Source organism: Streptomyces sp. CB02366 (assembly GCF_001905905.1).
Lineage (GTDB): Bacteria > Actinomycetota > Actinomycetes > Streptomycetales > Streptomycetaceae > Streptomyces.
Window position 1 is genome coordinate 559,247 of sequence record NZ_LIVT01000004.1, and the last position, 23,878, is coordinate 583,124.

Annotated in this window: 22 protein-coding genes; 12 read left to right on the top strand and 10 right to left on the bottom strand. The window is 72.2% G+C overall.

The window, feature by feature from the left end:
* Window positions 1–174 precede the first annotated feature (174 nt).
* A complete protein-coding gene (locus AMK24_RS16835) occupies window positions 175–1,065 on the top strand; it encodes a TerD family protein (protein ID WP_073769548.1) in 891 nt (296 codons plus the stop codon).
* 81 nt (window positions 1,066–1,146) lie between these two features.
* Here AMK24_RS16835 and AMK24_RS16840 read toward each other — a convergent pair whose 3' ends face one another.
* From AMK24_RS16840 to AMK24_RS16865, 6 genes are all read right to left on the bottom strand, one after another.
* Window positions 1,147–1,881 carry a Tellurium resistance gene (locus AMK24_RS16840; RefSeq protein ID WP_073769549.1) on the bottom strand — a complete coding sequence of 245 codons (735 nt, stop codon included), beginning with the start codon at window positions 1,879–1,881 and terminating at the stop codon, window positions 1,147–1,149.
* A 153-nt stretch (window positions 1,882–2,034) separates the two neighbouring features.
* On the bottom strand, window positions 2,035–3,183 hold the full coding sequence (locus tag AMK24_RS16845; RefSeq protein WP_073769550.1) for a DUF475 domain-containing protein: 1,149 nt from the start codon (window positions 3,181–3,183) through the stop codon (window positions 2,035–2,037).
* Between the two features lie 69 nt (window positions 3,184–3,252).
* On the bottom strand, window positions 3,253–3,828 hold the full coding sequence (locus AMK24_RS16850; protein ID WP_073769551.1) for a TerD family protein: 576 nt from the start codon (window positions 3,826–3,828) through the stop codon (window positions 3,253–3,255).
* 128 nt (window positions 3,829–3,956) lie between these two features.
* Complete coding sequence (locus AMK24_RS16855) at window positions 3,957–4,532, bottom strand: TerD family protein (protein WP_073769552.1); 576 nt, start codon at window positions 4,530–4,532, stop codon at window positions 3,957–3,959.
* Between the two features lie 138 nt (window positions 4,533–4,670).
* Complete coding sequence (locus tag AMK24_RS16860; RefSeq protein WP_073769553.1) at window positions 4,671–5,129, bottom strand: peroxiredoxin; 459 nt, start codon at window positions 5,127–5,129, stop codon at window positions 4,671–4,673.
* 188 nt (window positions 5,130–5,317) lie between these two features.
* Window positions 5,318–5,755, bottom strand: a complete 438-nt coding sequence (locus AMK24_RS16865) for a DUF3052 domain-containing protein (protein ID WP_073769554.1) — start codon at window positions 5,753–5,755, stop codon at window positions 5,318–5,320.
* Window positions 5,756–6,251: 496 nt separating this feature from the next.
* Between AMK24_RS16865 and aceE the strand changes: the two genes are divergently transcribed.
* Window positions 6,252–8,984, top strand: coding sequence for a pyruvate dehydrogenase (acetyl-transferring), homodimeric type (gene aceE, locus AMK24_RS16870; RefSeq protein WP_073769555.1), 2,733 nt, complete (start codon window positions 6,252–6,254; stop codon window positions 8,982–8,984).
* 244 nt (window positions 8,985–9,228) lie between these two features.
* Here aceE and AMK24_RS16875 read toward each other — a convergent pair whose 3' ends face one another.
* Together AMK24_RS16875 and AMK24_RS16880 are read right to left on the bottom strand one after the other, a co-directional pair.
* A complete protein-coding gene (locus AMK24_RS16875) occupies window positions 9,229–9,642 on the bottom strand; it encodes a peptidase inhibitor family I36 protein (RefSeq protein WP_073769556.1) in 414 nt (137 codons plus the stop codon).
* Between the two features lie 181 nt (window positions 9,643–9,823).
* Window positions 9,824–11,317, bottom strand: a complete 1,494-nt coding sequence (locus tag AMK24_RS16880; RefSeq protein WP_384579283.1) for an MFS transporter — start codon at window positions 11,315–11,317, stop codon at window positions 9,824–9,826.
* A 250-nt stretch (window positions 11,318–11,567) separates the two neighbouring features.
* Here AMK24_RS16880 and AMK24_RS16885 point away from each other — a divergent pair, with 250 nt between their 5' ends.
* The 7 genes from AMK24_RS16885 (at window position 11,568) to AMK24_RS16915 (ending at window position 19,640) form a co-directional block, all read left to right on the top strand.
* Window positions 11,568–12,218: a TetR family transcriptional regulator gene (locus AMK24_RS16885; protein ID WP_073769558.1), complete on the top strand. Its 651-nt coding sequence runs from the start codon at window positions 11,568–11,570 to the stop codon at window positions 12,216–12,218.
* A 151-nt stretch (window positions 12,219–12,369) separates the two neighbouring features.
* A complete protein-coding gene (locus tag AMK24_RS16890; protein ID WP_073769559.1) occupies window positions 12,370–13,578 on the top strand; it encodes an alpha/beta hydrolase in 1,209 nt (402 codons plus the stop codon).
* An 86-nt stretch (window positions 13,579–13,664) separates the two neighbouring features.
* Window positions 13,665–14,630: a DUF4429 domain-containing protein gene (locus AMK24_RS16895; RefSeq protein ID WP_073769560.1), complete on the top strand. Its 966-nt coding sequence runs from the start codon at window positions 13,665–13,667 to the stop codon at window positions 14,628–14,630.
* A gap of 128 nt (window positions 14,631–14,758) precedes the next feature.
* Window positions 14,759–16,108, top strand: coding sequence for a sensor histidine kinase (locus AMK24_RS16900; RefSeq protein WP_073769561.1), 1,350 nt, complete (start codon window positions 14,759–14,761; stop codon window positions 16,106–16,108).
* Complete coding sequence (locus AMK24_RS16905; protein WP_073769562.1) at window positions 16,105–16,794, top strand: response regulator; 690 nt, start codon at window positions 16,105–16,107, stop codon at window positions 16,792–16,794. Before AMK24_RS16900 ends, AMK24_RS16905 begins: the two co-directional genes overlap by 4 nt.
* A 423-nt stretch (window positions 16,795–17,217) precedes the next feature.
* The gene (locus AMK24_RS16910) at window positions 17,218–18,396 is read left to right on the top strand and encodes an alpha/beta hydrolase (protein ID WP_079190540.1); all 1,179 of its coding nucleotides are present in this window, start codon (window positions 17,218–17,220) and stop codon (window positions 18,394–18,396) included.
* Complete coding sequence (locus tag AMK24_RS16915) at window positions 18,393–19,640, top strand: acyltransferase family protein (protein ID WP_199876439.1); 1,248 nt, start codon at window positions 18,393–18,395, stop codon at window positions 19,638–19,640. The genes AMK24_RS16910 and AMK24_RS16915 overlap by 4 nt, the downstream gene beginning before the upstream one ends.
* Window positions 19,641–19,727: 87 nt before the next feature.
* Here AMK24_RS16915 and AMK24_RS16920 read toward each other — a convergent pair whose 3' ends face one another.
* Window positions 19,728–20,741, bottom strand: a complete 1,014-nt coding sequence (locus tag AMK24_RS16920) for an aldo/keto reductase (protein ID WP_073769563.1) — start codon at window positions 20,739–20,741, stop codon at window positions 19,728–19,730.
* Window positions 20,741–21,235, bottom strand: a complete 495-nt coding sequence (locus tag AMK24_RS16925) for a MerR family transcriptional regulator (protein ID WP_073769612.1) — start codon at window positions 21,233–21,235, stop codon at window positions 20,741–20,743. Before AMK24_RS16925 ends, AMK24_RS16920 begins: the two co-directional genes overlap by 1 nt.
* A gap of 157 nt (window positions 21,236–21,392) precedes the next feature.
* Between AMK24_RS16925 and AMK24_RS16930 the strand changes: the two genes are divergently transcribed.
* The 3 genes from AMK24_RS16930 to AMK24_RS16940 are packed head-to-tail and all read left to right on the top strand — an operon-like array spanning window position 21,393 to window position 23,768.
* Window positions 21,393–21,668, top strand: a complete 276-nt coding sequence (locus tag AMK24_RS16930; RefSeq protein ID WP_073769564.1) for a small hydrophilic protein — start codon at window positions 21,393–21,395, stop codon at window positions 21,666–21,668.
* Window positions 21,658–23,112, top strand: coding sequence for a sensor histidine kinase (locus AMK24_RS16935; RefSeq protein WP_107427409.1), 1,455 nt, complete (start codon window positions 21,658–21,660; stop codon window positions 23,110–23,112). The genes AMK24_RS16930 and AMK24_RS16935 overlap by 11 nt, the downstream gene beginning before the upstream one ends.
* Entirely contained in the window at window positions 23,109–23,768 is a 660-nt protein-coding gene (locus AMK24_RS16940) for a response regulator transcription factor (RefSeq protein WP_073769566.1), read from the top strand. Before AMK24_RS16935 ends, AMK24_RS16940 begins: the two co-directional genes overlap by 4 nt.
* Window positions 23,769–23,878: the final 110 nt, after the last annotated feature.

Here is a 23,878-nt window from a genome sequence, read left to right on the forward strand (position 1 = left end):
TGGCCGGTAATAGTACGTATGGACGGGTGTCATCAGTTCCCCATGTACATGAATTTCCGGTTGCCCGCCTCTTGTCCCTCTCATCCCCACGGTGGGGTCGCGCCCTGTCCGCGCCGCCGCCGGGCACGGTCGTGCCGCCCCCCGCGTTGTCCGCGCGGGCCCTCAGCAGGCAGGATGACGGTCATGACGCACACGATGCTGAAGGGCTCGAACGTCCCCGTCGATGCCACGGCCGTCCGGGCCGTGCTGCGCTGGACCCCGGGCGCCGGGGTTCCCGACGTGGACGCCTCCGCCCTGCTCCTCGGTGCGTCGGGCCGGGTGCGCTCCGACGAGGACTTCGTCTTCTACAACCAGCCCCGGCACCCCTCCGGCCTGGTCCGGCGGCTGCCGAAGCGCAGCGTCCCGGAAGGGCTGACGGACACGGTCGAGGCGGACCTCGGCGCGCTCGACGCCTCGGTGGACCAGGTGGTCATCGCGGCCTCCTCCGACGGAGCGGCCTTCGAGCAGGTGGCGGACCTGCGGATCCTGCTGTTCGACGCCGCGTTCGCCGACGGCGAGCCGCTGGCCGTGTTCGACGTCCGGCCGGAGACCGGGGAGGAGACGGCGATCATCTGCGGCGAGCTCTACCGCCGCGGCGAAGGGTGGAAGTTCCGCGCGGTCGGTCAGGGGTACCCCTCCGGCCTGATCGGTCTGGCCACCGCCTTCGGCATCTCGGTGGACGACTCGGAGGCGGCGGACGGAGCGCAGGACCCGGCGGGGCCGGGGCCGCTCCCGGCCGCCGTGCCTCCGCCCCCGGCCGTGCCGCCGGAGATCCCCCCGGCCCCCGCGACCGCCGGGACGGGCTCCGACGCCCAGGCCACGGTCCACCACCAGCAGCCCTCGTACGGCTATCCGCCCCCGCCCCCGCATCCCGCGGCGGCCGGGGCCCACCAGCCGGCGTACGGCTACCCGCAGCCCGCCGAGCCGCCCGCGTACGGCTATCCGCAGCCGGCGGCAGCCGCCGCGCACGCGCCCGACCCCCATTTCGTGCTGCCTCCACAAGGTCCGCAGTTCATCCGCTCCTGAGCCTGTCCGGGCCCGGCCGGGGAGCCCGCGCCGGTCCGGCAGGGCGGGGCCGCCCCGCCGCGGGCCCGGTACGGGCGCGGCTCAGGTGCGGGTCTTGTAGCCCCGGCCCCATTGCATGCCGTAGCCGTACAGCCGGTCCAGTTCCGACTGGAAGCCGTACACGAACTTCACCTCGCGGCGCACGATCAGCTCGTCCTTCACGTTCTCCACGGTGAACACCGCGCAGGAGCGGGCCTGCGGAGCGCGCTCGTCCAGCTCGATCTCGATGCGCGGGCCGTTGCCCGGGTAGAGCGTGACCTTGGCGTGCGTACGGTCGAAGGCGGGCGTCCGGTCGTAGATGTAGACGAAGAACAGCAGGCGCTTGATCTGGTCGCGCTGGTCGAGGTTGACGTAGACCGTCTCGCCGGAGGGCGCGCCGAACCGGTCGTCGCCGCTGAGCCGGACGTACGGCGGGCCGTTGAGGTCCCCGAGGAGGCCGCCCAACGGCTGCACGACCCCCTTGGTGCCGTCCGCCAGCTCGTACATGCAGCCGAGGTCCAGGTCCACGTTGACCACCCCCTGGGTGTGCGCCTGGACCACTTCGGGCTGGAAGAACTGGAGGGGGTTCCGCAGCCTGCCGCTCCGGCGGGAGCGGCCCTCGATGTCGGAGGTCCGCATCCGCCAGGAGAGGTTGACCCGCAGGTTGCCCGAGAGGGCGCCCTGTTTGTTGAGCGAGACCGTGGCGTTGCGTTTGGACAGCACGATGGCGCTCGACGTCGAGTTGCCCGAGTCGAACTGCGCCGCACGCCCCGGCCACAGGCCGTCGAAGAATCCCATGCCAACCCCCACCCTGTTCGCGCCTGCTGCTCGCACCGCCTGCGCGTGCCCGGACATCACCGCGGGGCGGCCACCGGGCCGGGTCCGGGAGATCCCGGAGAGCCGTCGCCGTGTGGGCCGCCCCGCCAAGAGCGTTCCTCAATCCCTGCCGGGTCACACCCCGGCGGACACCTCGGACTTGTTTCCCGGGCCGCCGTCGCCGGACTCCGCGGCGAGCGCGCGGTTGCGCCTGACCGAGGACCAGAAGGAGAGGGCGATCAGGATCACTCCGACCGAGCCGGTGATCAGCTCGTTGATCTCGTACTGGATGGTGATCAGCAGGATGACGGAGAGGGCGCCGATGGCGTAGTGCGCGCCGTGCTCCAGGTAGACGTAGTCGTCGAGCGTGCCCTCGCGCACCAGGTAGACGGTGAGCGAACGGACGTACATGGCGCCGATGCCGAGGCCGAGGGCCATCAGCACGATCTCGTTGGTGATGGCGAAGGCGCCGATGACGCCGTCGAAGGAGAAGGAGGCGTCCAGGACTTCCAGGTAGAGGAAGAGGAAGAACGCGGCCTTCCCGGCGAGGGCGGCCCCGGTGACGGGCTTGCCCTTCTTCTTGGCCTCCTCCTCGGCCTCGTGCTCGCGCTCCTCCTCTTCTTCGAGCTTGTTCTCGAAGAAGCCGGAGAGCCCGCCGACGATCAGGTAGGTGATCAGGCCGGCGATGCCGGAGAGCATGACCGTGGACGCCTTGTCGGCGTGCCCGCCGCCGTGCTGGTGCGCGTGGGTCGCGAAGGTCAGGGCGGAGATCAGCAGGACGATCAGCGCGACGCAGACCGAGAGCATGTCGACCTTGCCGAGCTTGGCGAGCGGACGCTCGATCCAGCGCAGCCAGTGGATGTCCCGGTCCTCGTCGAAGATGAAGTCCAGGAAGATCATGATCAGGAACATGCCACCGAAGGCGGCGATCGACGGATGGGCGTCCGTGACCAGTTCCTTGTACTTGTCCGGGTCGTTGAAGGACAGGTCGATGGCCTCGATCGGTCCGAGCTGCGCGCTCACGGCCACGATCACGACGGGGAACACCAGTCGCATGCCGAAGACGGCGATGAGAATGCCGATGGTCAGGAAGATCTTCTGCCAGAAGGCATTCATCTTCTTGAGGATTCCGGCGTTGATCACCGCGTTGTCGAAGGACAGCGAGATCTCCAGGACGGACAGGATCGCGACGATGCCGAAGGCCTGCCACCCCCCGTAGATGACCGCCGCGACCAGGCCGAGCGCGGTGACCGCGAACGACCAGCCGAAGGTTTTCAGTACCACTGGCTACCCCATCGTGTTATGTATCGGGTCTCCCCCGGTGTGTCGGGGCCCCCCGCGCCGTGCGCGGCGTTATGAAACGTTGACGCCGAAGTCTAGAGCGATGCCCCGCAGGCCGGACGCGTACCCCTGGCCGACTGCACGGAACTTCCACTCGCCGTTGTACCGGTAGAGCTCGCCGAAGATCATCGCGGTCTCCGTCGAGGCGTCCTCGCTCAGGTCGTAGCGGGCCAGCTCCCGGCCGTCGGCCTGGTTGACCACCCGGATGAAGGCGTTGCTGACCTGGCCGAACGCCTGGCCCCGGTTGTCCGCGTCGTGGATCGAGACCGGAAAGACGATCTTGTCGCAGTGGGCGGGGACCTGGTCGAGGCGGACGATGACGGACTCGTCGTCGCCGTCGCCCTCGCCCGTCAGGTTGTCGCCGGTGTGCTCGACGGAGCCGTCCGGGCTGGTGAGGTTGTTGTAGAAGACGAACCACTCGTCGCCGAGGACCCGGCCCGACTGGCACAGCAGCGCGCTGGCGTCGAGGTCGAAGTCGGCCCCCGTGGTGGAGCGTGCGTCCCAGCCGAGCCCGACCAGTACCTGGGTGAGGTCGGGTGCGACCTTGGAGAGGGAGACGTTGCCTCCCTTGGCGAGCGTGACGCCCATGTGTGTCCTCCCCGAGTCGTGAAAAAGCTGCCGGGCGCTTTCGACGCCCGGTGACGGGCGTCGAAAGCGCCCGGTGGCGGGGCGCCCGGCGGGTCGGAACCGGCCGGGCGCCCCCTGGCGCCGGAACGTCAGACGTTGACCCCGAAGTCCTGGGCGATGCCGCGCAGACCGGAGGCGTACCCCTGGCCGATGGCGCGGAACTTCCACTCGGCGCCGTTGCGGTAGAGCTCGCCGAAGACCATGGCGGTCTCCGTCGAGGCGTCCTCACTCAGGTCGTAGCGGGCCAGCTCGGAGTTGTCGGCCTGGTTGACCACGCGGATGTACGCGTTGCGGACCTGGCCGAAGCTCTGCTGGCGGCTCTCGGCCTCGTAGATCGAGACCGGGAAGACGATCTTGTCGACGTCGGCGGGGACGCCCGCGAGGTTGACCTTGATGACCTCGTCGTCGCCCTCGCCCTCACCGGTGGTGTTGTCACCGGTGTGCTCGACCGAGCCGTCGGGGCTCTTGAGGTTGTTGAAGAAGACGAAGTTGCCGTCGGTGGCGACCTTGCCCTCGGTGTTCGTCAGCAGGGCGCTGGCGTCGAGGTCGAAGTCACCCCCGGTGGTGGTGCGGGCGTCCCAGCCCAGACCCACGATGACCGCGGTCAGGTTGGGCGCGGCCTTGGTCAGCGAGACGTTGCCGCCCTTGCTGAGGCTGACTCCCACGAGTCCTCCAGTAGTTTTCTCAGGGGCCGGCAGACACCAGCGTCCCCGTCGTTCGTTGGCATCGGATCAACGATTGGATCCTAGTGACCGGTTCCCTGCCAAAACAGGCTTTTGACCGGGCGTCGCCAGGAGATCGCCTCAGAGCGTTTCGAGCGCCTTGACGTAATCGTTCAGGTCACGGGCGTCCGGGAGGCCGTTGACGACGCTCCAGCGGACGACGCCCTCCTTGTCGATGACGAAGGTGCCGCGCACCGCGCAGCCCTTGTCCTCGTCGAAGACGCCGTAGGCCCGCGAGGTCTCGCCGTGCGGCCAGAAGTCGGAGAGCAGCGGGTACTCCAGGCCCTCCTGCTCCGCGAAGACGCGCAGGGTGTGGATGGAGTCGTTGGAGACCGCGAGGAGCTGGGCGCCCTCGTCCTCGAAGCGGGGCAGCTCGTCGCGGAGCGCGCACAGCTCGCCGGTGCAGACGCCGGTGAAGGCGAACGGGTAGAACACCAGCACCACGTTCTTCTCGCCGCGGAACTCCGACAGCCGCACGGTCCGGCCGTGGTTGTCCTTGAGCTCGAAATCCGGGGCCTGGCTGCCGACCTCGATCGTCATGGAACACGCATCCCTTCGCCGTTTCTCCGCATCCCGGGCCGGTCCGTCCGGGTGGCTCCCACCCTACGCACGGGCCGCCGCCCGGCCGCGAAGGGCCCGGGGCCCGGCCGGCCGCCCCCGCGCGCACGAAGGCCCCCGCGGACACGGTGTGCGTGCCCGCGGGGGCCCCCGGCGGTGCGAGAAGCGGCTCAGCGCTTGGCCTTGGCCCCCTTGGGGGTGGCCAGACGGCTGCCCGTCCAGTCCTTGCCCGCGCTGATGCTCTTGGTCTGGGCGAGCCCGGCCGTCTGGGCGGCCTCGTTGATGTCGCTCGGTTCGACGTATCCGTCACGGCCGGTCTTCGGCGTCATCAGCCAGACCATCCCGCCGTCCTCGATCAGACCGATGGCATCCACCAGCGCGTCCGTAAGGTCGCCGTCCTCGTCGCGGAACCAGAGCAGAACGACGTCGGCGACGTCGTCGTACTCCTCGTCGACGAGTTCCTGGCCGGTAGTGGCCTCAATGCCCTCACGGAGCTCCAGCTCGACGTCTTCGTCGTAGCCGATCTCCTGGACCACCTGTCCGGGCTCGAACCCCAGGCGTGCAGCCGGGTTGGTCCGCTCCTCCGCGTGGTCCGCGGTCGCGCTCACGGGTTGCCTCCTGATCATGTCTTCGGAAAATGCTGTGGCCACGCGCGTGCGCGGGGCGTAGGCCGTAGTCCACACGGGCCCGGCGAATCGCGCAAGTACCCGGCGTGCGAGACCGCCTATACGGTGACGTTCCCTGCCACGTCAGCGCAAGTTCCGGCATGTCTCCCCGGCGGCTTCACCGGGTCTCCCCGGCTCTCTCCATCCGTTTACGTCCTTCCTCAGCTTATGCCGTTTCGATCCGCCAATCGGATTCGAACAGCCTTTGGGAACGCTTGGACGCCTTGGGCGTAAGGTTGCGGTTTGCCCGTACCCAGCCGCGTACCGCTCATACTCGTGCCCCGTCGGGGAGTTTTCGGAACCTCGGGGTTACCTCACGGTAGAGATGACGTCCGGGCCTTCGCGGTAGCACGATGGAGACGGCGCGCACACAGTTGTCCCGGGGGTACGTTCCCCGTAACAGACCCCGCAGAGCACCACCGAACAGCGAAGGAACAGTGTGGCTTCCGGATCCGATCGCAACCCGATCATCATTGGCGGCCTTCCGAGCCAGGTCCCGGATTTCGATCCCGAGGAGACCCAGGAATGGCTTGACTCCCTCGACGCCGCCGTCGACGAGCGCGGCCGGGAGAGGGCCCGCTACCTGATGCTCCGGCTCATCGAACGCGCGCGGGAGAAGCGCGTCGCGGTGCCGGAGATGCGCAGCACGGACTACGTGAACACGATCGCCACGAAGGACGAGCCGTTCTTCCCCGGCGACGAGGAGATCGAGCGCAAGATCCTCAACGCGACCCGCTGGAACGCGGCCGTGATGGTCTCGCGGGCGCAGCGGCCGGGCATCGGCGTCGGCGGCCACATCGCCACCTTCGCGTCCTCCGCCTCGCTGTACGACGTGGGCTTCAACCACTTCTTCCGGGGCAAGGACCAGGGGGACGGCGGCGACCAGATCTTCTTCCAGGGGCACGCGTCCCCGGGGATCTACGCCCGCGCGTTCCTGCTGGACCGGCTGAGCGAGGCGCAGCTCGACGCGTTCCGCCAGGAGAAGTCGAAGGCCCCGAACGGGCTGTCCAGCTACCCGCACCCGCGGCTCATGCCGGACTTCTGGGAGTTCCCGACCGTGTCGATGGGCCTCGGTCCGCTCGGCGCGATCTACCAGGCGCGGATGAACCGCTACATGGAGGCGCGCGGGATCGCCGACACCTCCAAGTCGCACGTCTGGGCCTATCTGGGCGACGGAGAGATGGACGAGCCGGAGTCGCTGGGCCAGCTCTCCATCGCGGCCCGCGAGGGCCTGGACAACCTGACCTTCGTGGTCAACTGCAACCTCCAGCGCCTCGACGGCCCGGTGCGCGGCAACGGCAAGATCATCCAGGAGCTGGAGTCGCAGTTCCGGGGCGCCGGCTGGAACGTCATCAAGCTGGTCTGGGACCGTTCCTGGGATCCGCTGCTGGCGCAGGACCGCACGGGCATCCTGGTCAACAAGCTGAACACCACGCCGGACGGCCAGTTCCAGACGTACGCCACGGAGACCGGCGCGTACATCCGCGAGCACTTCTTCGGCGACGACCCGCGGCTGCGGGACATGGTCAAGGACATGACCGACCAGCAGATCCTGCACCTGGGCCGCGGCGGTCACGACCACCGCAAGGTCTACGCGGCCTACGCGGCGGCCAAGGCGCACAAGGGCCAGCCGACGGTCATCCTGGCGCAGACGGTCAAGGGCTGGACCCTGGGGCCGAACTTCGAGGGCCGCAACGCGACCCACCAGATGAAGAAGCTCACGGTCGAGGACCTCAAGCGCTTCCGGGACCGCCTGCACATCCCGATCACGGACAAGCAGCTGGACGAGGGCTACCCGCCCTACTACCACCCGGGCCGCGACTCGGAGGAGATCCAGTACATGCACGACCGCCGCCAGGGGCTGGGCGGTTACGTCCCGACCCGGGTGGTGCGTGCGAAGCCGCTGCCGCAGCCCGACGACAAGACGTACGCGGCAGCGAAGAAGGGCTCGGGCTCGCAGTCGATCGCCACCACCATGGCGTTCGTCCGCATCCTGAAGGACCTCATGCGGGACAAGGAGATCGGCAAGCGTTTCGTGCTGATCGCCCCCGACGAGTACCGCACCTTCGGCATGGACGCGTTCTTCCCGAGTGCGAAGATCTACAACCCGCTGGGCCAGCAGTACGAGGCGGTCGACCGCGATCTGCTGCTCGCGTACAAGGAGTCCCCCACCGGGCAGATGCTGCACGACGGCATCTCCGAGGCGGGGTGCACGGCCTCGCTGATCGCGGCCGGCTCGGCGTACGCCACGCACGGCGAACCGCTGATCCCGGTGTACGTCTTCTACTCGATGTTCGGGTTCCAGCGCACCGGCGACCAGTTCTGGCAGATGGCCGACCAGCTCTCGCGCGGTTTCGTGCTGGGCGCGACCGCCGGCCGCACGACGCTGACCGGTGAGGGCCTCCAGCACGCGGACGGCCACTCCCAGCTGCTCGCCTCGACCAACCCGGGCTGCGTCGCGTACGACCCGGCGTACGGGTTCGAGATCGCGCACATCATGAAGGACGGGCTGCGCCGGATGTACGGCGAGGCCAACGAGGACGTCTTCTACTACCTCACCGTCTACAACGAGCCGATCCAGCACCCGGCCGAGCCCGAGAACGTGGACGTCGAGGGCATCCTCAAGGGCATCCACCGCTTCAGCACCGGCGAGAAGGGCGAGATCCCGGCCCAGATCATGGCGTCCGGCGTGGCGGTCCCCTGGGCGCTGGAGGCGCAGAAGATCCTCGCGGACGAGTGGAACGTCAGGGCGGACGTGTGGTCGGCGACCTCCTGGAACGAGCTGCGCCGTGAGGCGGTGGACGTGGAGCGCCACAACCTCCTGCACCCGGAGGAGGAGCAGCGCGTCCCGTACGTGACCAGGAAGCTCGAAGGGGCCCAGGGCCCGTTCGTGGCGGTCTCGGACTGGATGCGTTCGGTGCCGGACCAGATCGCGCGCTGGGTGCCGGGCGCCTACCAGTCGCTCGGCGCGGACGGCTTCGGCTTCGCGGACACCCGCGGCGCGGCCCGCCGGTTCTTCCACATCGACGCGCAGTCGATCGTGCTGGCGGTCCTGACCGAGCTGGCCAAGGAGGGCAGGATCGACCGGTCCGCCCTCAAGAAGGCCGTGGACCGCTACGAGCTGCTGGACGTGACCGCGGCCGATCCGGGCGCGGCGGGCGGCGACGCCTAGGGCGTGTTTCGGAAGGAGCGTCGTCCGCCCGGAGGGCGGGTTCGGCGGCGTCCGGTGCGTGCGATCGCAAGGCGGGGGGCCGCCCCGATACCGGTGGTATCGGGGTGGTCCCGACAACGCGGCGAGCGTGCGTGCCGGGCGTCGCCGAGCAGGCGGGACTTTCGAAACACGCCCTAGCCGTAGGAGCGAAGGGGACGGAGGGGCGGTGGCGCGAGGCGTCGCCGCCCCTTCGGCGTGTCCGGGGTCAGTTCTCCCAGATCTTGAAGGCGCGTACCTGGTACGGGGAGCGGGGCGTCCAGGTCCCGCCGCCGGGGTACGTCTCGAACTCTCCGGTCTCCGCGCACTCGGCGGACTGGTAGGTGGTGACGGGCCGGCCGGTGCGGTTGGCGAGGGACTGGGCGTCACCGCCCCGGGGCAGCGGGACGCAGCTCTCGATGTCGACGCCGGAGAGCTCGAAGGTGTGGCGGGCCCCGGTGAAGTCGGCCTTCTTCCAGAGGCAGAGCCGGCCCGCCTCGCAGCTCCCGAGGCTGACGCCCGGCGCCCGCTCGGGGGCCGCGGCCGCCCGGTCGGGGGCCAGGGCCTGGGGTGCGAGGGCGATGACGGTCAGGGCCGCTGCCGCGAGAACGGTCGTACGCAGGGTCACAACGGTCGTGCGCATGGTGGATCAACCCCCGTGGTCGGTCGGTGATGTTCTCTTCCGTCGCTCACTCTGAGTCACCGGGTGAGGGTGCGGAAGAGGGGCGGGGGTCCGCCACCCTGATAGGCGACAGCCCCGCCGAAAGGATTCGGCGGGGCGGTGACCTGCGCTGTGTTGACGGAAGACGCCGTCTCGGGGGGGGTCAGATGTGACCGACGCCGGCGCCCGCCTCGGCGTTCTCGCCGCGCTTGGTGAGGGTGGCGACGAGGGCGGCGACGACCGCGACGATGCCCGCGACGGTGAAGGCCAGGCCCATGCCGGACATGAAGGTGTCGTGGATGACCCCGCCGATGCGGGAGGCGATGTCCGGTGTCATGCCGGGGGCCTGGTCGAGCCCGCCGGGGACCATGCCGAACTCGGCGGCCTTCTCCAGCCCCGGGTCCGCCTCGCCGGGCAGGCCCGCGTCCTTCCAGTTGCCCGCGAATTCGGCGCTGACCTTGGAGGACATGACCGCGCCGAGGACGGCGGTGCCGAGCGCGCCGCCGACCTGCATGGCGGCCTGCTGGAGGCCGCCGGCCACCCCGGACAGCTCCAGGGGCGCGTTGCCGACGATGACCTCGGTGGCGCCGACCATGACCGGGGCGAGCCCGCAGCCGAGGAGGGCGAACCAGAGGGACATCGTCAGGGTGCCGGTGGACTCGCTGAGCGTGGTCATGCCGAACATCGCGGTGGCCGTGCAGACCATGCCGCCGACCAGCGGGACGCGCGGGCCGAACTTGGTGATCAGCAGGCCGGCCACCGGCGAGGAGACGATCATCATGGCGGTCAGCGGCAGCAGGCGCAGGCCGCTGTCGACCGGGCTGAGGCCGTGGACGCCCTGGAGGAAGAACGTCACGAAGAAGAGGCCGCCCATGAAGGCGAACGCCATCAGGACCATGAGGACGGTGCCGGCCGTCAACGGGACGGAGCGGAACATCTTCAGCGGGACGAGGGGTTCCTTCGTCCGGTTCTGCCAGATGCCGAAGGCGATGAAGGCCGCGACGGCGGCGCCCAGCCAGGCCCAGGTCCGGCCGTCGCCCCAGCCCCAGGACTCACCGGCCTTGATGATGCCCCAGATGAGGGCGAACATCGCGCCGGAGAGCAGCACGATGCCGATCAGGTCGAAGGAACGCGGGGCGTTGGGGGCGCGGTGGTCCCGGAGGATCACCAGGCCGAAGACGAGCGCGAGGACGCCCACGGGCACGTTGATGAAGAAGACCGACTGCCAGCTGACGTGCTCGACGAGGAGGCCGCCGACGATCGGGCCGCCCGCGGTGGACGCGCCGATGACCATGCCCCAGATCCCGATCGCCATGTTCAGCTTCTCGGCGGGGAAGGTGGCGCGCAGCAGGCCGAGCGCGGCCGGCATCAGCAGGGCGCCGAAGAGGCCCTGCAACACGCGGAAGAGGATGACCAGCGAGATCTCGCTGGAGAGGCCGATCGCACCGGAGGCGAGCGCGAAGCCCGCGATGCCGATGAGGAAGGTCTGGCGGTGGCCGAAGCGGTCGCCCAGCTTGCCCGCGGTGATCAGCGCGACGGCGAGGGCGAGCAGGTAGCCGTTGGTGATCCACTGGACGTCGGCGAGCGAGGCGTCGAGGTCGCGCTGGATCGCGGGGTTCGCGATGGCGACGATGGTGCCGTCGAGGGCGACCATCATCACACCGATGGCGACGGCGAAGAGGGTCAGCCAGGGGTGGCCGCGAAGCCCCTTGACCGGGGCGGGTACTGCGTTGTCTTCAGGCTCCCGCGGCGCCTTCTCGACGGTGGTCTGACTAGTCATAGCGGCGAGACTAGTGACAGTCTCTGACAGTTGACAAACCAATTCACAAGACAGTAACTGTCACGTGGCTCACACAGGGCTCAAAGGTATGCTGAGCTGGAGAAATACGGAAAAGAGGGACGGCTACGTGACCGACGGGCAGGCAGGCGCGCCCCGGGCCGGACTGCGTGAACGCAAGAAGCAGCGCACCCGCGACGCCCTGGTGCGCGCCTCCCTCGAACTGTTCACCACCCAGGGATACGAGCGCACCACCGTCGACGAGATCGTCGACGCCGTGGAGGTCTCGCAGCGCACCTTCTTCCGCTATTTCGCGAGCAAGGAGGACGCCACCTTCGCGGTGCAGGAGCTGGTCGAGTCCCGTTTCCTCGCCGAGCTGCGCGGCCGCCCCGCGCACGAGGCCCCCTTCGAGGCCATGCGCGGGGCGGTGCTGTGCGCGTGGAACAGCATCGGCGAGGCGATCGAGGAGATCGTCACCGTCGACCTCCATATGCGCACCTATCAGATGATCGAGTCGACCCCCACCCTGCTCGCCGCCCACATGCGGCGCGGGGTGGCCCTGGAGAACCAGGTCGCCCTGCTGATCGCGGAGCGCGAGGGGCTCGACGTGGAGCGGGATCCCCGGCCCCGGGTGGCCGTCGCCGCGTTCTCCGCGGTGATGCGGGTGACCGGCCAGCTGTGGGGCCGCGGCCACGACCCCAGCGTGGAGGCGTTGCGCGATCTGACCGAGGAGTACCTCGACCAGCTCGTCCCGGCCCTCGCCCGCGACTGGCGGGGGTAGGAGCGGAAGGGGCGGTGGCGTCGGCCGGCGGTGGCCCGAACGGCGTGCCGGGTGACGCTCCGTGAGAAATCGGGGGTCAATCCCTCGCGGACGGGTGATGTGCCTCACGCGGGTCACGGAGGTCGGCGCGCGTCTCCTAGGGTGTGCCGCAGTGACTTCCTTCGACACCTCTCCCACGTTGACCGTCTGGCGGACTCTGCTCGCCTTGGCGGTGGTGTTCGTGATGCTGGCGACGACGGGCTGGAGCGCCGTCCGCGATCAGCACGGGATCGGGGAGCGCGAACGGGCGCTCGCCGCCTGGGCGCGGGACCGGACAACGGGTCGGGAGCTGCCGGAAGCGGACGCCCCCGCCGCCCGGCTGGCCCGCTTCTTCGCCGGCCTCACCTCGGCGCAGCGCATGGCCCTCGCGGTGCGGCACCCGTCGGTGGTGGGGAATCTGAACGGAGCCCCGGTCACCGTGCGCTACCGCGCCAACCGGGTGGCTCTCGGACGCGCCGTGGCCGTGGAGCGGGCGCGGGCCCGCGACCCGAAGCTCTCGCCGAGCGGCCGGGCCGAGGCGCGGGCCCGGCACGACAGGTTCCGCTCGCTGCTCAGGGAAAGACGCCAGATCCTGGCCTTCGACCCGTCCGGGCGGGGCCGTGCGGCCGAGGTGTTCGGGAACCTCGACCGGGCCTCCCGGGTCTCCGTCGTGGTTCCGGGCGTGGACACGCATCTGCTGACCCTGGAGCGCAGCAAGCGCCGGTACGCGGCGCCGGTCGGCATGGCCGAGTCCCTGTACGGGGCGGAGCGTTCGGCCTCGCCGGGCACCCGTACCGCCGTGATCGCGTGGGCCGACTACACCGCCCCGGCCGGGGTCGGCATGGACGCGGCGCTCGGCGGGCTCGCCGCCGAGGGCGCGATCCGGCTGAACGCACTGGTCGACGCGTTGCCCGGCAGCTCCAAGGTCTCGCTTTTCTGCCACAGCTACGGTTCCGTGGTCTGCGGGGTGGCCGCGCACCGGGCCTCGGCCCGGGTGGGCGACATCGCGGTCGCCGGCAGTCCCGGCATGCGGGCCGCCCATGCCTGGCAGTTGAGGACCGGCGCCCGGATCTGGGCGATGCGCGACGGGGACGACTGGATCGAGGACGTACCGCACCTGGAGTTCGGCGGGATCGGCCACGGGGCCGACCCGGTGGACCCGGCCTTCGGCGCCCGGGTCGTCTCGGCGGCCGGCGCGGCCGGGCACAGCGGTTATTTCGTGCCGGGTACCGAGAGCCTGGACAACTTCGCCGCGATCGGCGTCGGCGCCTACGGTTCCGTCAGCTGCGCAAGCGCCGCCGGCACGTGCCACAACGGTATTTCCGGCGGCCCGGAGGGCTGACGCGCGTAGAGGGGCGTGCCGGGCGGATTGACGGGGAGTTGCTTCGAGGGGGGACGTGCGCGACCGTGCCGCATACGATGAGGCACATGGGTGATGCGCTGGCCGGAATTCATGCCACCTGGGAGTTCGACACCGACTCCGTGCTCATCCGCTTCGAACGGGGCCTCCGCACACCGAAGCTCTTCCAGAGCCTGCGGGAGCGCCGCATCCCGTATGCGGCGCTGTCGTCGGTGACGCTGACCCCCGGCAAGCGGGGCACGGTGGTTCTGCGTGCCGTGCCGAGAGCGGGCGCCGATCCTCTGGTGGAGGCTGCCTCCGGGCAGCTCAAGGAGGGGTGCGACCCCTATCGGCTGGTGCTCCCGGCGGAGCGGGAGGGGCTCGCCGAGCACTGCGCGCAGGAGCTGCGGGCGTCGCTGGACCCGGCGTACGACGAGCCCGCGGACCGCTTCCTGGTGGCGGCCCCCGAGGCCCCGATGCACTTCAAGGCGTACGACGGCCGGGCCAGTTTCGACGGTGAGCGGATCTCCTTCCGGTGGTCCTGGACCGGGGCCTCCAGTGCCAAGTGGAAGGCGGGCGACCAGACCTTCCGCGTGAGCGAGCTGGCTGGAATCGTGTGGCGCTCCCCCGAGGCGTTGGACGGCTATCTGCGGTTGATACCCCGCACGGCGGCCCCGCTCGACCCCCGCGCCGGCGGCAGCCTGGGCGATCCGCTCGGTCCCGGGTGCCGCACGGACGCGGACGGCGTGCCGGTGGCCGACGCGCCGGGCGAGCCCCCGGCCGCCCGGGCCGCCGACCAGGACCCGGCCGCTGTGCTGTTCGGCCTGGGGTACGGGCCGGTGCACGAGTCGCTGCCGTTCGCCGCCGCCGTCCTGGAATCCGTACGCCGGACCCAGCCCGCTCCCGCCGCCGCCCCCGCCCTGGTGAGCGCCGGGCGGCGTGATCCGGCGGACATCGCCGAGCGGATCCATCACCTCGGCGAGCTGCACCGGGCCGGTCTGGTGACGGACGCCGAGTACAGCGCGAAGAAGGCCCAACTGCTCGCGGAGCTGTGACCCCGCCGGTCCTCCGGCGCCAGCCGGCCGGACCCCGTACCCCGTACCCCGGTATGAGACGACCCGCCCCCGGTCGGAACCACGGTATGACGCCGCCGGCCCCTCGGCCTGCCTAGGCTGACCGGGTCATGTCCACTCCCCCCGCCGGGCCCCCGCCGCCCGCCGACGGCCTGCTGAGCGCCGCCCGCCGCAATCTGCGCGAGCTGGCTCACGGGCTGTCCCACGCCTCCCATCCGTCCACCCCGCTGCTCGCGGACGCGCCGAAGCGGTGGCACCGCCTGCTGCCCTACGCCGTGGTGCTCGCCCTGGCCGCGATCTTCATCCCGGTCACCATCACCGTCCTGGCCTCGGACTACGGTGTGCCCGGCGCACTGGCCGGGGCGCTCGGGGTGGCCCAGGCCGCCCCGCTGCTGATGCTGGCCCACCGGCCCCTCCAGGCGTGGTGGATCATCTTCCCGGCCGACGTCGCCGGCGCACTGGTGCTGCTGGCCCACGACCCGGGGCGGTACGACACCTGGCCCTGGCCCCCGCCGACCCTGGTCGCCTACCTCTTCCTGCTGCTGGCGCTGGGCCTGCGCGAGACCCGGCGGACCGTCGTCGCCGTCTGGGCGGTGACGGCGGCGGCGGGGGCGGCGCTGCAGCTGGTCGCCCCCGCGGACCGCAGCACCGGCAGCGCGCTGCTCCTGCCGGTCCTCGGCGCGGTGGTCCTGGTGATCGGCGGGGCGGTACGGGAGCGGGGCGAGGCGACCCGGCGGCTGGCCGAGCAGGAGACGATCAGCGAGGAGGAACGGGCACGGCGCACGCTGCTGGAGGAGCGGACGCGGATCGCCCGGGAGCTGCACGACGTCGTCGCGCACCACATGTCGGTGATCACGGTGCAGGCGGACTCCGCGCCGTACCGGATTCCCGGGCTGCCGGAGACCGCGCGGGAGGAGTTCGCGTCCATCGCGGCGGCGGCCCGGGAGTCGCTGGGGGAGATGCGGCGGCTGCTGTCGGTGCTGCGCAGCGACGGCACGGAGGGGGACCGGGCCCCGCAGCCGGGTCTGGGCCGGCTCCAGCAGTTGGTGGAGGCGACGGTACGGGCGGGCCTGCCGGTGACGTTGTCGCTCGCGGCGGAGCTGGGCGAGGTGCCGCCGGCGGTGGACCTGTCGGCGTACCGGATCGTGCAGGAGGCGCTGGCCAACGTGGTGCGGCACGCCCCCGGCGCGCGCACCCAGGTGTCGGTCCGGGCCTCGCGGGGCCATCTGAACGTGCTGGTGGTCAACAGCCCCGCGCCGAAACCCACGGCCCCGCTGGAGAGCGCGGGGACCGGGCACGGGCTGGTGGGGATGCGGGAGCGCGTACGGTTGACCGGCGGCTCGCTGGACACCGGGCCGCTGCCGGACGGCGGGTTCCGGGTGGCCGCCCGGATGCCGCTGCCCCCGGCCGCTTCCCCGTCCGCGTCCCCTTCCGTATCCCCTTCTCCGGAGGATCTGTGACCATCCGCGTGATCATCGTCGACGACCAGGCCATGGTGCGGGCGGGGTTCGCGGCGCTGCTGGCGGCGCAGAGCGACATCGACGTGGTGGGCGAGGCGGCGGACGGCCGCCGGGGGATCGAGGTCAGCCGCAACCAGCATCCCGACGTGGTCCTGATGGACGTGCGGATGCCGGAGATGGACGGGCTGGCCGCCGCGCGCGAGCTGCTGAACCCGCCGGTGGGGGTGGTGCACCGGCCGAAGGTCCTGATGCTGACGACGTTCGACGTGGACGACTACGTGTACGAGGCGCTGCGCGCCGGGGCGTCCGGGTTCCTGCTGAAGGACGCGCCGCCCGCCGATCTGATCGCGGCGGTACGGGTGGTGGCGGCCGGGGACGCGCTGCTCGCGCCCTCGGTGACCCGGCGGCTGATCGCGGACTTCGCGGCGCAGCGGCCCGCCGGGGCGACGCGCGGCGGCCAGGCGCTCCGGCTGAACGGGCTGACCCCGCGGGAGAGCGAGGTGCTGGAGCTGATCGCCCGGGGGCTGTCGAACCAGGAGATCGCGGAGCGGCTGGTGCTGGCCGAGCAGACCGTGAAGACGCACATCGGGCGGGTGCTGGCCAAGCTGGAGCTGCGGGACCGGGCGCAGGCGGTGATCTTCGCGTACGAGTCGGGGCTGGTGACACCGGGCGACGCGAGGACGTAGACCCCACCGACGCCCCGGGGGGGGGCAGAGGGGCGCGAATCCGCCGGCGTCCGGGACGCCCGGGGCGGCAGGGACGCCCGGGGCGGCAGGGACGCCCGGGGCGGCAGGGGCGCGAACCCGCCGGCGCCCGGGAAGGCGGCGGCGCGAGCCCGCCGACGGCTGTCGGCCGCGGGGCGCCGGACCCGTCCGCGTCCCCGGGAGCGCGGGGCGCGGGCCCCTGCCGCCGGGCAGGGCGGGGCGGCGGGCCCCGGACACGGTCCCGCCGTCGCGGGAAGGCCCCGGGCCGTGCCCCGCGATCCGGCCCACCCCCTACCCCGGTATCACTCCGCGGTTGGCACTCCGGTGTGATGCCGCGTCACCCGTCCTCTTCCTACCTTCCTCCCGGCCGCGCCGACCGGTGCGGAGCAGGAGAGGGAGGGAACCATGCGCCGATACGCGAGGGCTCTGGTCGCGTTCGCCCTGGCCGCCGGGGTGGTGGCGGGAACGACCGGCTGGGTGTCGGGGGATGCGCAGCAGGCGCTGACCGGGCCGCCGCCGGGCAGTGCGCAGTGGCGGACGGACCGGGCGCTGGGCAGGGAGCTGCCCGACCCCGAGCGCTCGACGCCTGCCGAAGTCGCCGTGTTCTTCGCCGGGTTGAGCGACGAGCAGGGCCGCCTCCTGGCCCTGCGGCACCCGTCCGTCGTCGGCAACCTCGACGGAGCGCCGCTGGAGCTGCGCTACCGCGCCAACTCCCTCGCGCTGGCCGCCGACGACGACCCCCGTTACCGTTCGCTCGCCGCCCCCGGCCGCCGCATTCTCGCGTTCGACCCGCGCGGACGCGGCCAGGCCGCCGAGGTCTTCGGTGACCTGCGCACGGCGTCGCGGGTCGCGGTGGTGGTGCCGGGGAACGACAACGACGCCGGGACCTTCGACCGGAAGACCGTCGCGCACGGGGCCCCGCGCGGCATGGCCAGGACCCTGCACACGGCGGCCGGGCCGGGGACGGCGGTGGTCGCCTGGGTCGGGTACACCACCCCGGTGGGCGTCGGCCTCGACGCGGCGACCGGCGACCTCGCGGAGGCGGGGGCCGGGCGGCTGACCCGGTTCGCCGAGGGGCTGAAGGCGGACGGGCTCCCCGAACCCGCCGTGTTCTGCCACAGCTACGGCTCGGTGGTCTGCGGTCTGGCCGCGCACCGGCTGCCCGCCACCGACCTGGTGGTCCTCGGCTCCCCCGGCATGCGGGCGGACGATGTCACGGGGCTGCGGACGAAGGCCCGGGTGTGGGCGGCGAAGGACCCCACGGACTGGATCGACAACGTGCCGAACGTGCGCTTCGCCGGTCTCGGCCACGGGACGGACCCGACCGACCCGGCCTTCGGCGCGCGGCGGGTACCGGCGGACGGGGCACGCGGCCACGCGGGGTACTTCGCGCCGGGAACGGACTCGCTGCGGGCCTTCGCCGCCATCGTGCGCGGCACCGCCGCCCCCGAGGGCGCGCGGGCGCCGGTGAGCGCTCGGGCCCGACAGGACCGGCCGGCCCCGAAGAGCGCCCGCGCCGACGCGGGCGTACGGGCGCCGGAGAACACATTCGGCGCGCCCCTCCCGGAAGGTGCGACCCGATGACCGCCCTGTCGGTGTACGCCGCCCGCGACCACGCCCGGCGGTTCGCCGCCCGTGTCGACGCCTCCACCCCCGCTCACCGCGACCGCGCCCTGGACGGACTGCGGGCGCTGGCCCTGCTCGCCGTGCCGCTCGGCCACTGGATGCTCGGCGGGTTCCGGCTGGACGCCGACGGCCTGCACAACGCGAGCCCGCTGAGCACGTTCGGCGGACTGGCGCCCGCGAGCTGGGTCCTCCAGATGCTGGGGATCTTCTTCCTGGTCGGCGGGTACGCCTCGGTCCTCTCCTACCGCCGCCGGCCCTCCACGACCGGCGCCTGGCTGGGCGGGCGGCTGGCGCGCCTGGGCCGCCCGGTGCTCGGCGTGACGGCCGTGTGGGCGGTGCTGCTCTCGGTCCTGTCGTGGCTGGGCGTGCCCGGCGACACGTTGCGTACGGCGTCGACGCTGGTGATCCAGCCGCTCTGGTTCGTCGGGGTGTACACCGTGGTCACGGCCCTCACCCCGCTCTGCGTCGCCCTGGCGCGGCGGACCGGCGGCTGGGCGGCGCTGCCGCTGGCGGTATCGGTCGCGGTGGTGGACTTCCTGCGCTACGGACCGTTCGCGGAGGCGATGCCGTCCTGGCTGGGCGTGCTCACCGTCCTGCCCGGTTGGCTGTTCGCGTATCAGCTCGGCGTGTCCTGGGGCGAGGGCCGGATCGGGAAGCGCGGCGCCCGGCTGCTGCTGGCCGGGGGCGGGGTGCTGTTCGCCGTGCTGCTGCTCGTCTTCCACTATCCGGCGTCGATGGTCGGGGTGCCGGGCGAGGCGCGGACCAACTCGCATCCGCCGTCGCTGCTGGTGGTGGCGCTGGCGGCGACGCAGAGCGGGGCGGCGATCCTGCTGCGCGACCGGCTCGGGCGGCTGCTGCGCAGGCCGCTGCTGTGGGCGCCGGTCGTGGTGGTCAACCTGTCCGCGATGACGATCCTGTGCTGGCACCAGAGCGCGATGCTGGCCGCGGCCGTACCGGCTTCGCTCGCCGGGGCCGGGGGCGTGGCGGTGGCGGGGCTGACGACCGCGCCGGAGACGGTGGGCTGGCTCCTCGCCCGGTTGGCGTGGCTGCCGGTGTTCGCCGCGCTGCTGGTGCTGATCGCCCGGTACGCGCGCCGCTTCGAGGCCCCGTGGCGGGCGGGCACCCGCGCCGCGAACGCCCGCCGCGCGCTGGCCGGGCTCCTCGCGGCGGGGTTCGCGGTGTTCGCGCTGGGGCTGGCGTGAGCTGGGGCTGGCGTGAAGGGGGCGGCCCGGTCCGGGCGTACGGAGGTCCGGCTGGAGACCGCGCCCGCCGGGGCCCGGGCGCCGTGCCTACTCCCGCGCCGCCGCCGTACTGCTCATGTCCGGGTAGCGGTCCCCCGCCACCCGGCCCGCGATCGGCTCCAGGGCGGCCAGGTCGTCCTCCGTCAGGGCCAGCCGGGTCGCCGCCGCGTTCTCCAGGAGGCGGGCGCGCCTGCGGGTGCCGGGGATCGGGACCACGTTCAGGCCGTGCACCCGGGCGCGTTGCTGGACCCAGGCGAGGGCCACCTGCGCGGCCGTCGCCCCGTGGGCGGCGGCGATCGTGTGGACGGGCTCCAGCAGAGCCGCGTTCGTACGGGCGTTGTCGCCGCTGAACCGGGGCTGGCGCCGGCGGAAATCGCCCTCGGCCAGCTCCCGGCCCGCGTCGGTGAAGGCCCCGGTGAGGAAGCCCCGGCCGAGCGGCGAGTACGGGACGAACGTGACGCCCAGCTCCGCCGCCGCGCCGACGGCGCTCTTCTCGACGTCCCGGCTGAAGAGGGACCACTCCGACTGGAGGGCGGCGATCGGGTGCACGGCGTGCGCCTCGCGCAGTTCGGCGCCGGTCACCTCGCTGAGCCCGATCTGCTTGACCTTGCCCTGCTCGACCAGTTCCGCCAGCGCGCCGATCGATTCGGCGAGCGGGACGGCCGGGTCGCGGCGGTGCATGTAGTAGAGGTCGATGACGTCGGTGTCCAGCCGGCGCAGGCTCGCCTCGACGGCGCCGCGGAGGTAGGCGGGGTCGTTGCTGACGCCCCGGTGGAGGGGGTCGTCGGTGCGGACGAGGGCGAACTTGGTGGCGAGGGTGATCTCGTCCCGGTGGGCCCGGACGAACGGGGCGAGGAACTCCTCGTTGGCCCCGCGCCCGTAGGCGTCGGCGGTGTCGAGGAGCGTGACGCCCGCCTCCAGGGCCGCGTCGAGGGTGTCGCGGGCGGAGAGTTCGTCGGTGTCGCCGTAGAACTCGCTCATCCCCATGCAGCCGAGTCCCTGGACGCCGACCCGCGGCCCGCCCGCTCCCAGCTCCACCGTGGCGATCTTGTCAGTGGTCATCAGGCGCTGTGCCTTTCCGGCGCCCGGCGGGCGCCCGCGTAGAACCCGATCTTGTGGTCGAGGACGGCGAGGGTGTCGTGGAGCTCCGCGATCCGCGCGACCACCTCGCGGCGGGTCGCCTCCAGCAGTTCCCGCCGTGCCCCGACGGTGGACTCGCCCTCCCGCAGCAGCTCCGCGTACCGCACCATGTCGGCGACGGGCATCCCGGTCATCCGGAGCTTGCCCACGAAGGCCAGCCAGTCGAGGTCGCGGTCGCTGAAGCGGCGCTGCCCGGTGTGCGAGCGGTCCACATGCGGCATGAGCCCGATGCGCTCGTACCAGCGCAGGGTGTGCGCGGTGAGCCCGGTGCGGGCGACGACCTCGCTGATCGTGTAGCCGTCCCGGCCCGCGGGGCGGGGGGAGGGAGCGGCCGTGCGGGCGTCCGCCGTCGGGGCGGGCCGCGTCCGTGCGGGCGTCGCGGGAGTGCTCCGGGAGGTTCCGTCGGTCACCGTCATGCCCTCCACGCTAGATCCTTGGAGTGCACTCGAAGCAAGCGTGGCCGGCGGTTCTTCCGGACCGGGCCGCCGACCGGGAAAGTCCCTTATGCCGGAGATGAAGGAATGTTCATCCTCGCTTCATCTTCGGACCGCCCGGGACCGCCAGGGTGAACGCATGGCTTTCTCACCTCGTCTGGCGGCCCTGGCGGCCGTCGTCGCCGTGCCCCTCGGCATAGCGGCCACCAGCTACGCCATGACCGACACCTCGGAGGCGCCGAAGGTGCCGCCCGCCGTCCAGCTGGAGGAGAGCCCGCGCGGCACTCCCCCGGCGAGCGGCGGCCCGGCGCCGAGCGGTTCCGCCGCTCCGACCCGTACACCGGACGGCTCCGTCGTCCCGGGCCCCTCCGCGGCCGACGACGACGATGACGACGACTTCGGTGATGACGGTTAGCCTGCCGAGGGTCTCCGCCCGGGTCCGCATCCTGCTCTGGCTGCTGGTCGTGATGGCGGTCGCGCTGGGCGCGGTCGCCGTCACCGTGCGCTCCATCCTCCAGCGGGACGTGGACCACCGGATCAGCCAGCTGCTCACCCAGGAGACCGGGGAGTTCGCCAACTTCGTGCCGCAGGGCGTCGACCCGGACACCGGCGACCGGTTCGGCACGGCGGACCGGCTGCTGCGGATCTATCTGCAACGCCAGTACGCCGACCCCGACGAGGAGTTGCTGGGCCTCACCGGCCGCCCGGGCGACCGGCCCGACGCCATCCGCCAGCGGCGCGACCTCCCCCCGGACACCGCTCTGTGGCGGGACGGCGCCTCGCTCACCCGCATTCACGCCTCCGAGGACTCCTTCGGGACGCTGGAGCGCCCGCAGGGCGAGGTGCGCTGGGCGAAGGTCGAGATCGGGCCGTCCGCGGGCGGGCCGCCCGGGGCGTTCGTCGTCGCCTTCCACCCGGAGCGCGAACGGGCCGTCGCCGACAAGACGTTCTGGACGCTGCTCGCCCTGTCGGGGGTGGCGCTGCTGATGACGACCGGGGTCGGCTGGGCCGTCGCCGGACGCATCCTCGCCCCCGTACGGCTCGTCCGGGCGACGGCGGCCGAGCTGACCGAGCAGGACCTCACCCGGCGCATACCCGTGGAGGGCCGGGACGACGTGGCGGCCCTCGCGGAGACGTTCAACGCGATGCTCGACCGGCTGGAGCGGGCGTTCGCCGCGCAGCGGGTCTTCGTCGACGACGCCGGGCACGAACTGCGCACCCCGATCACCATCGTCCGGGGCCACCTGGAGCTGATGGGCGACGATCCGGCGGACCGGGAGGAGACGGTGCGGCTGGTCACTGACGAGCTGGACCGGATGAGCCGCATCGTCGAGGACCTGCTCCTCCTCGCGGGGGCCGAACGCCCCGACTTCGTCCGCCCCGAACCCGTCCAGCTCGCGGAGTTGACCGCCGACGTCTTCGTGAAGGTGCGGACCCTCGGCGACCGGGAGTGGCAGCTCGACGGCGTCGCGGACCGCGAAGTGCGGCTGGACCCGCAGCGGATGACGCAGGCGATGGTCCAGCTCGCGCAGAACGCCGTCCAGCACACCGTCCCCGGCCAGCGCATCCGGATCGGCTCCCGGGTCGAGGCGGCCCGGGAGGGGGCGGACCGGGCCGGGCCGGACCGCGTCGAGCTGTACGTCGCGGACCACGGGCCCGGAATACCGCCGGAGGACGCCGAGGTGATCTTCGAGCGGTTCCGGCGGGGCACGTCCCGGCGCGGCACCCGCACCAGCGGGGCGGGGCTCGGCCTCGCCATCGTCAAGGCCATCGCGGAGGGCCACCACGGACGCGTGGACCTCCGCCGGACCGAGGGCGGCGGAGCCACCTTCGTACTCACCCTGGAGACCGATTCGTGAACCGCATCCTGATCGCCGAGGACGAGGAGCGCATCGCCTCGTTCGTCCAGAAGGGGCTGCGCGCCAACGGCTTCACCACCGTCGTGGCGGAGGACGGGGACCTGGCGCTCGGCCACGCGCTGACCGGCGGGTTCGACCTGATGGTGCTCGACATCGGGCTGCCGGGCCGGGACGGCTTCACCGTGCTGCGGGAGCTGCGCGAGGCCCGGGTCACGCTGCCGGTGATCGTGCTCACCGCCCGCGACTCGGTCCGGGACACCGTGGCCGGGCTGGAGGGCGGCGCCGACGACTGGATGACGAAGCCGTTCCGCTTCGAGGAGTTGCTCGCCCGCATACGGCTGCGGCAGCGCACCGCCGCCCGCACGCCCGAGGTCACCCTGTTGCGCAGCGGGAGCCTCGCCCTGGACCTGCGGACCCGCCGGGCCCGTGCGGGGGAGAGGACGGTGGACCTGACGGCGCGCGAGTTCGTGCTGCTGGAGATGTTCCTGCGCCACCCCGGCCAGGTGCTGTCGCGCGAGCAGATCCTGTCGCACGTGTGGGGGTACGACTTCGACCCCGGCTCCAACATCGTGGACGTGTACGTCCGGGCGCTGCGCCGGAAGTTGGGGGCGGAGCGGCTGGAGACGGTACGGGGCATGGGCTACCGGCTGCCGTAGCCCCCGGACCGACGCCGGGCGGCCGGGCGGCTGAACGACCAGGTGACCGGGCGGCCAGGTGACCGGGCGGCCCGACGGCGCGGTGACGGGACGGCCCGGCGGCCGGGCCG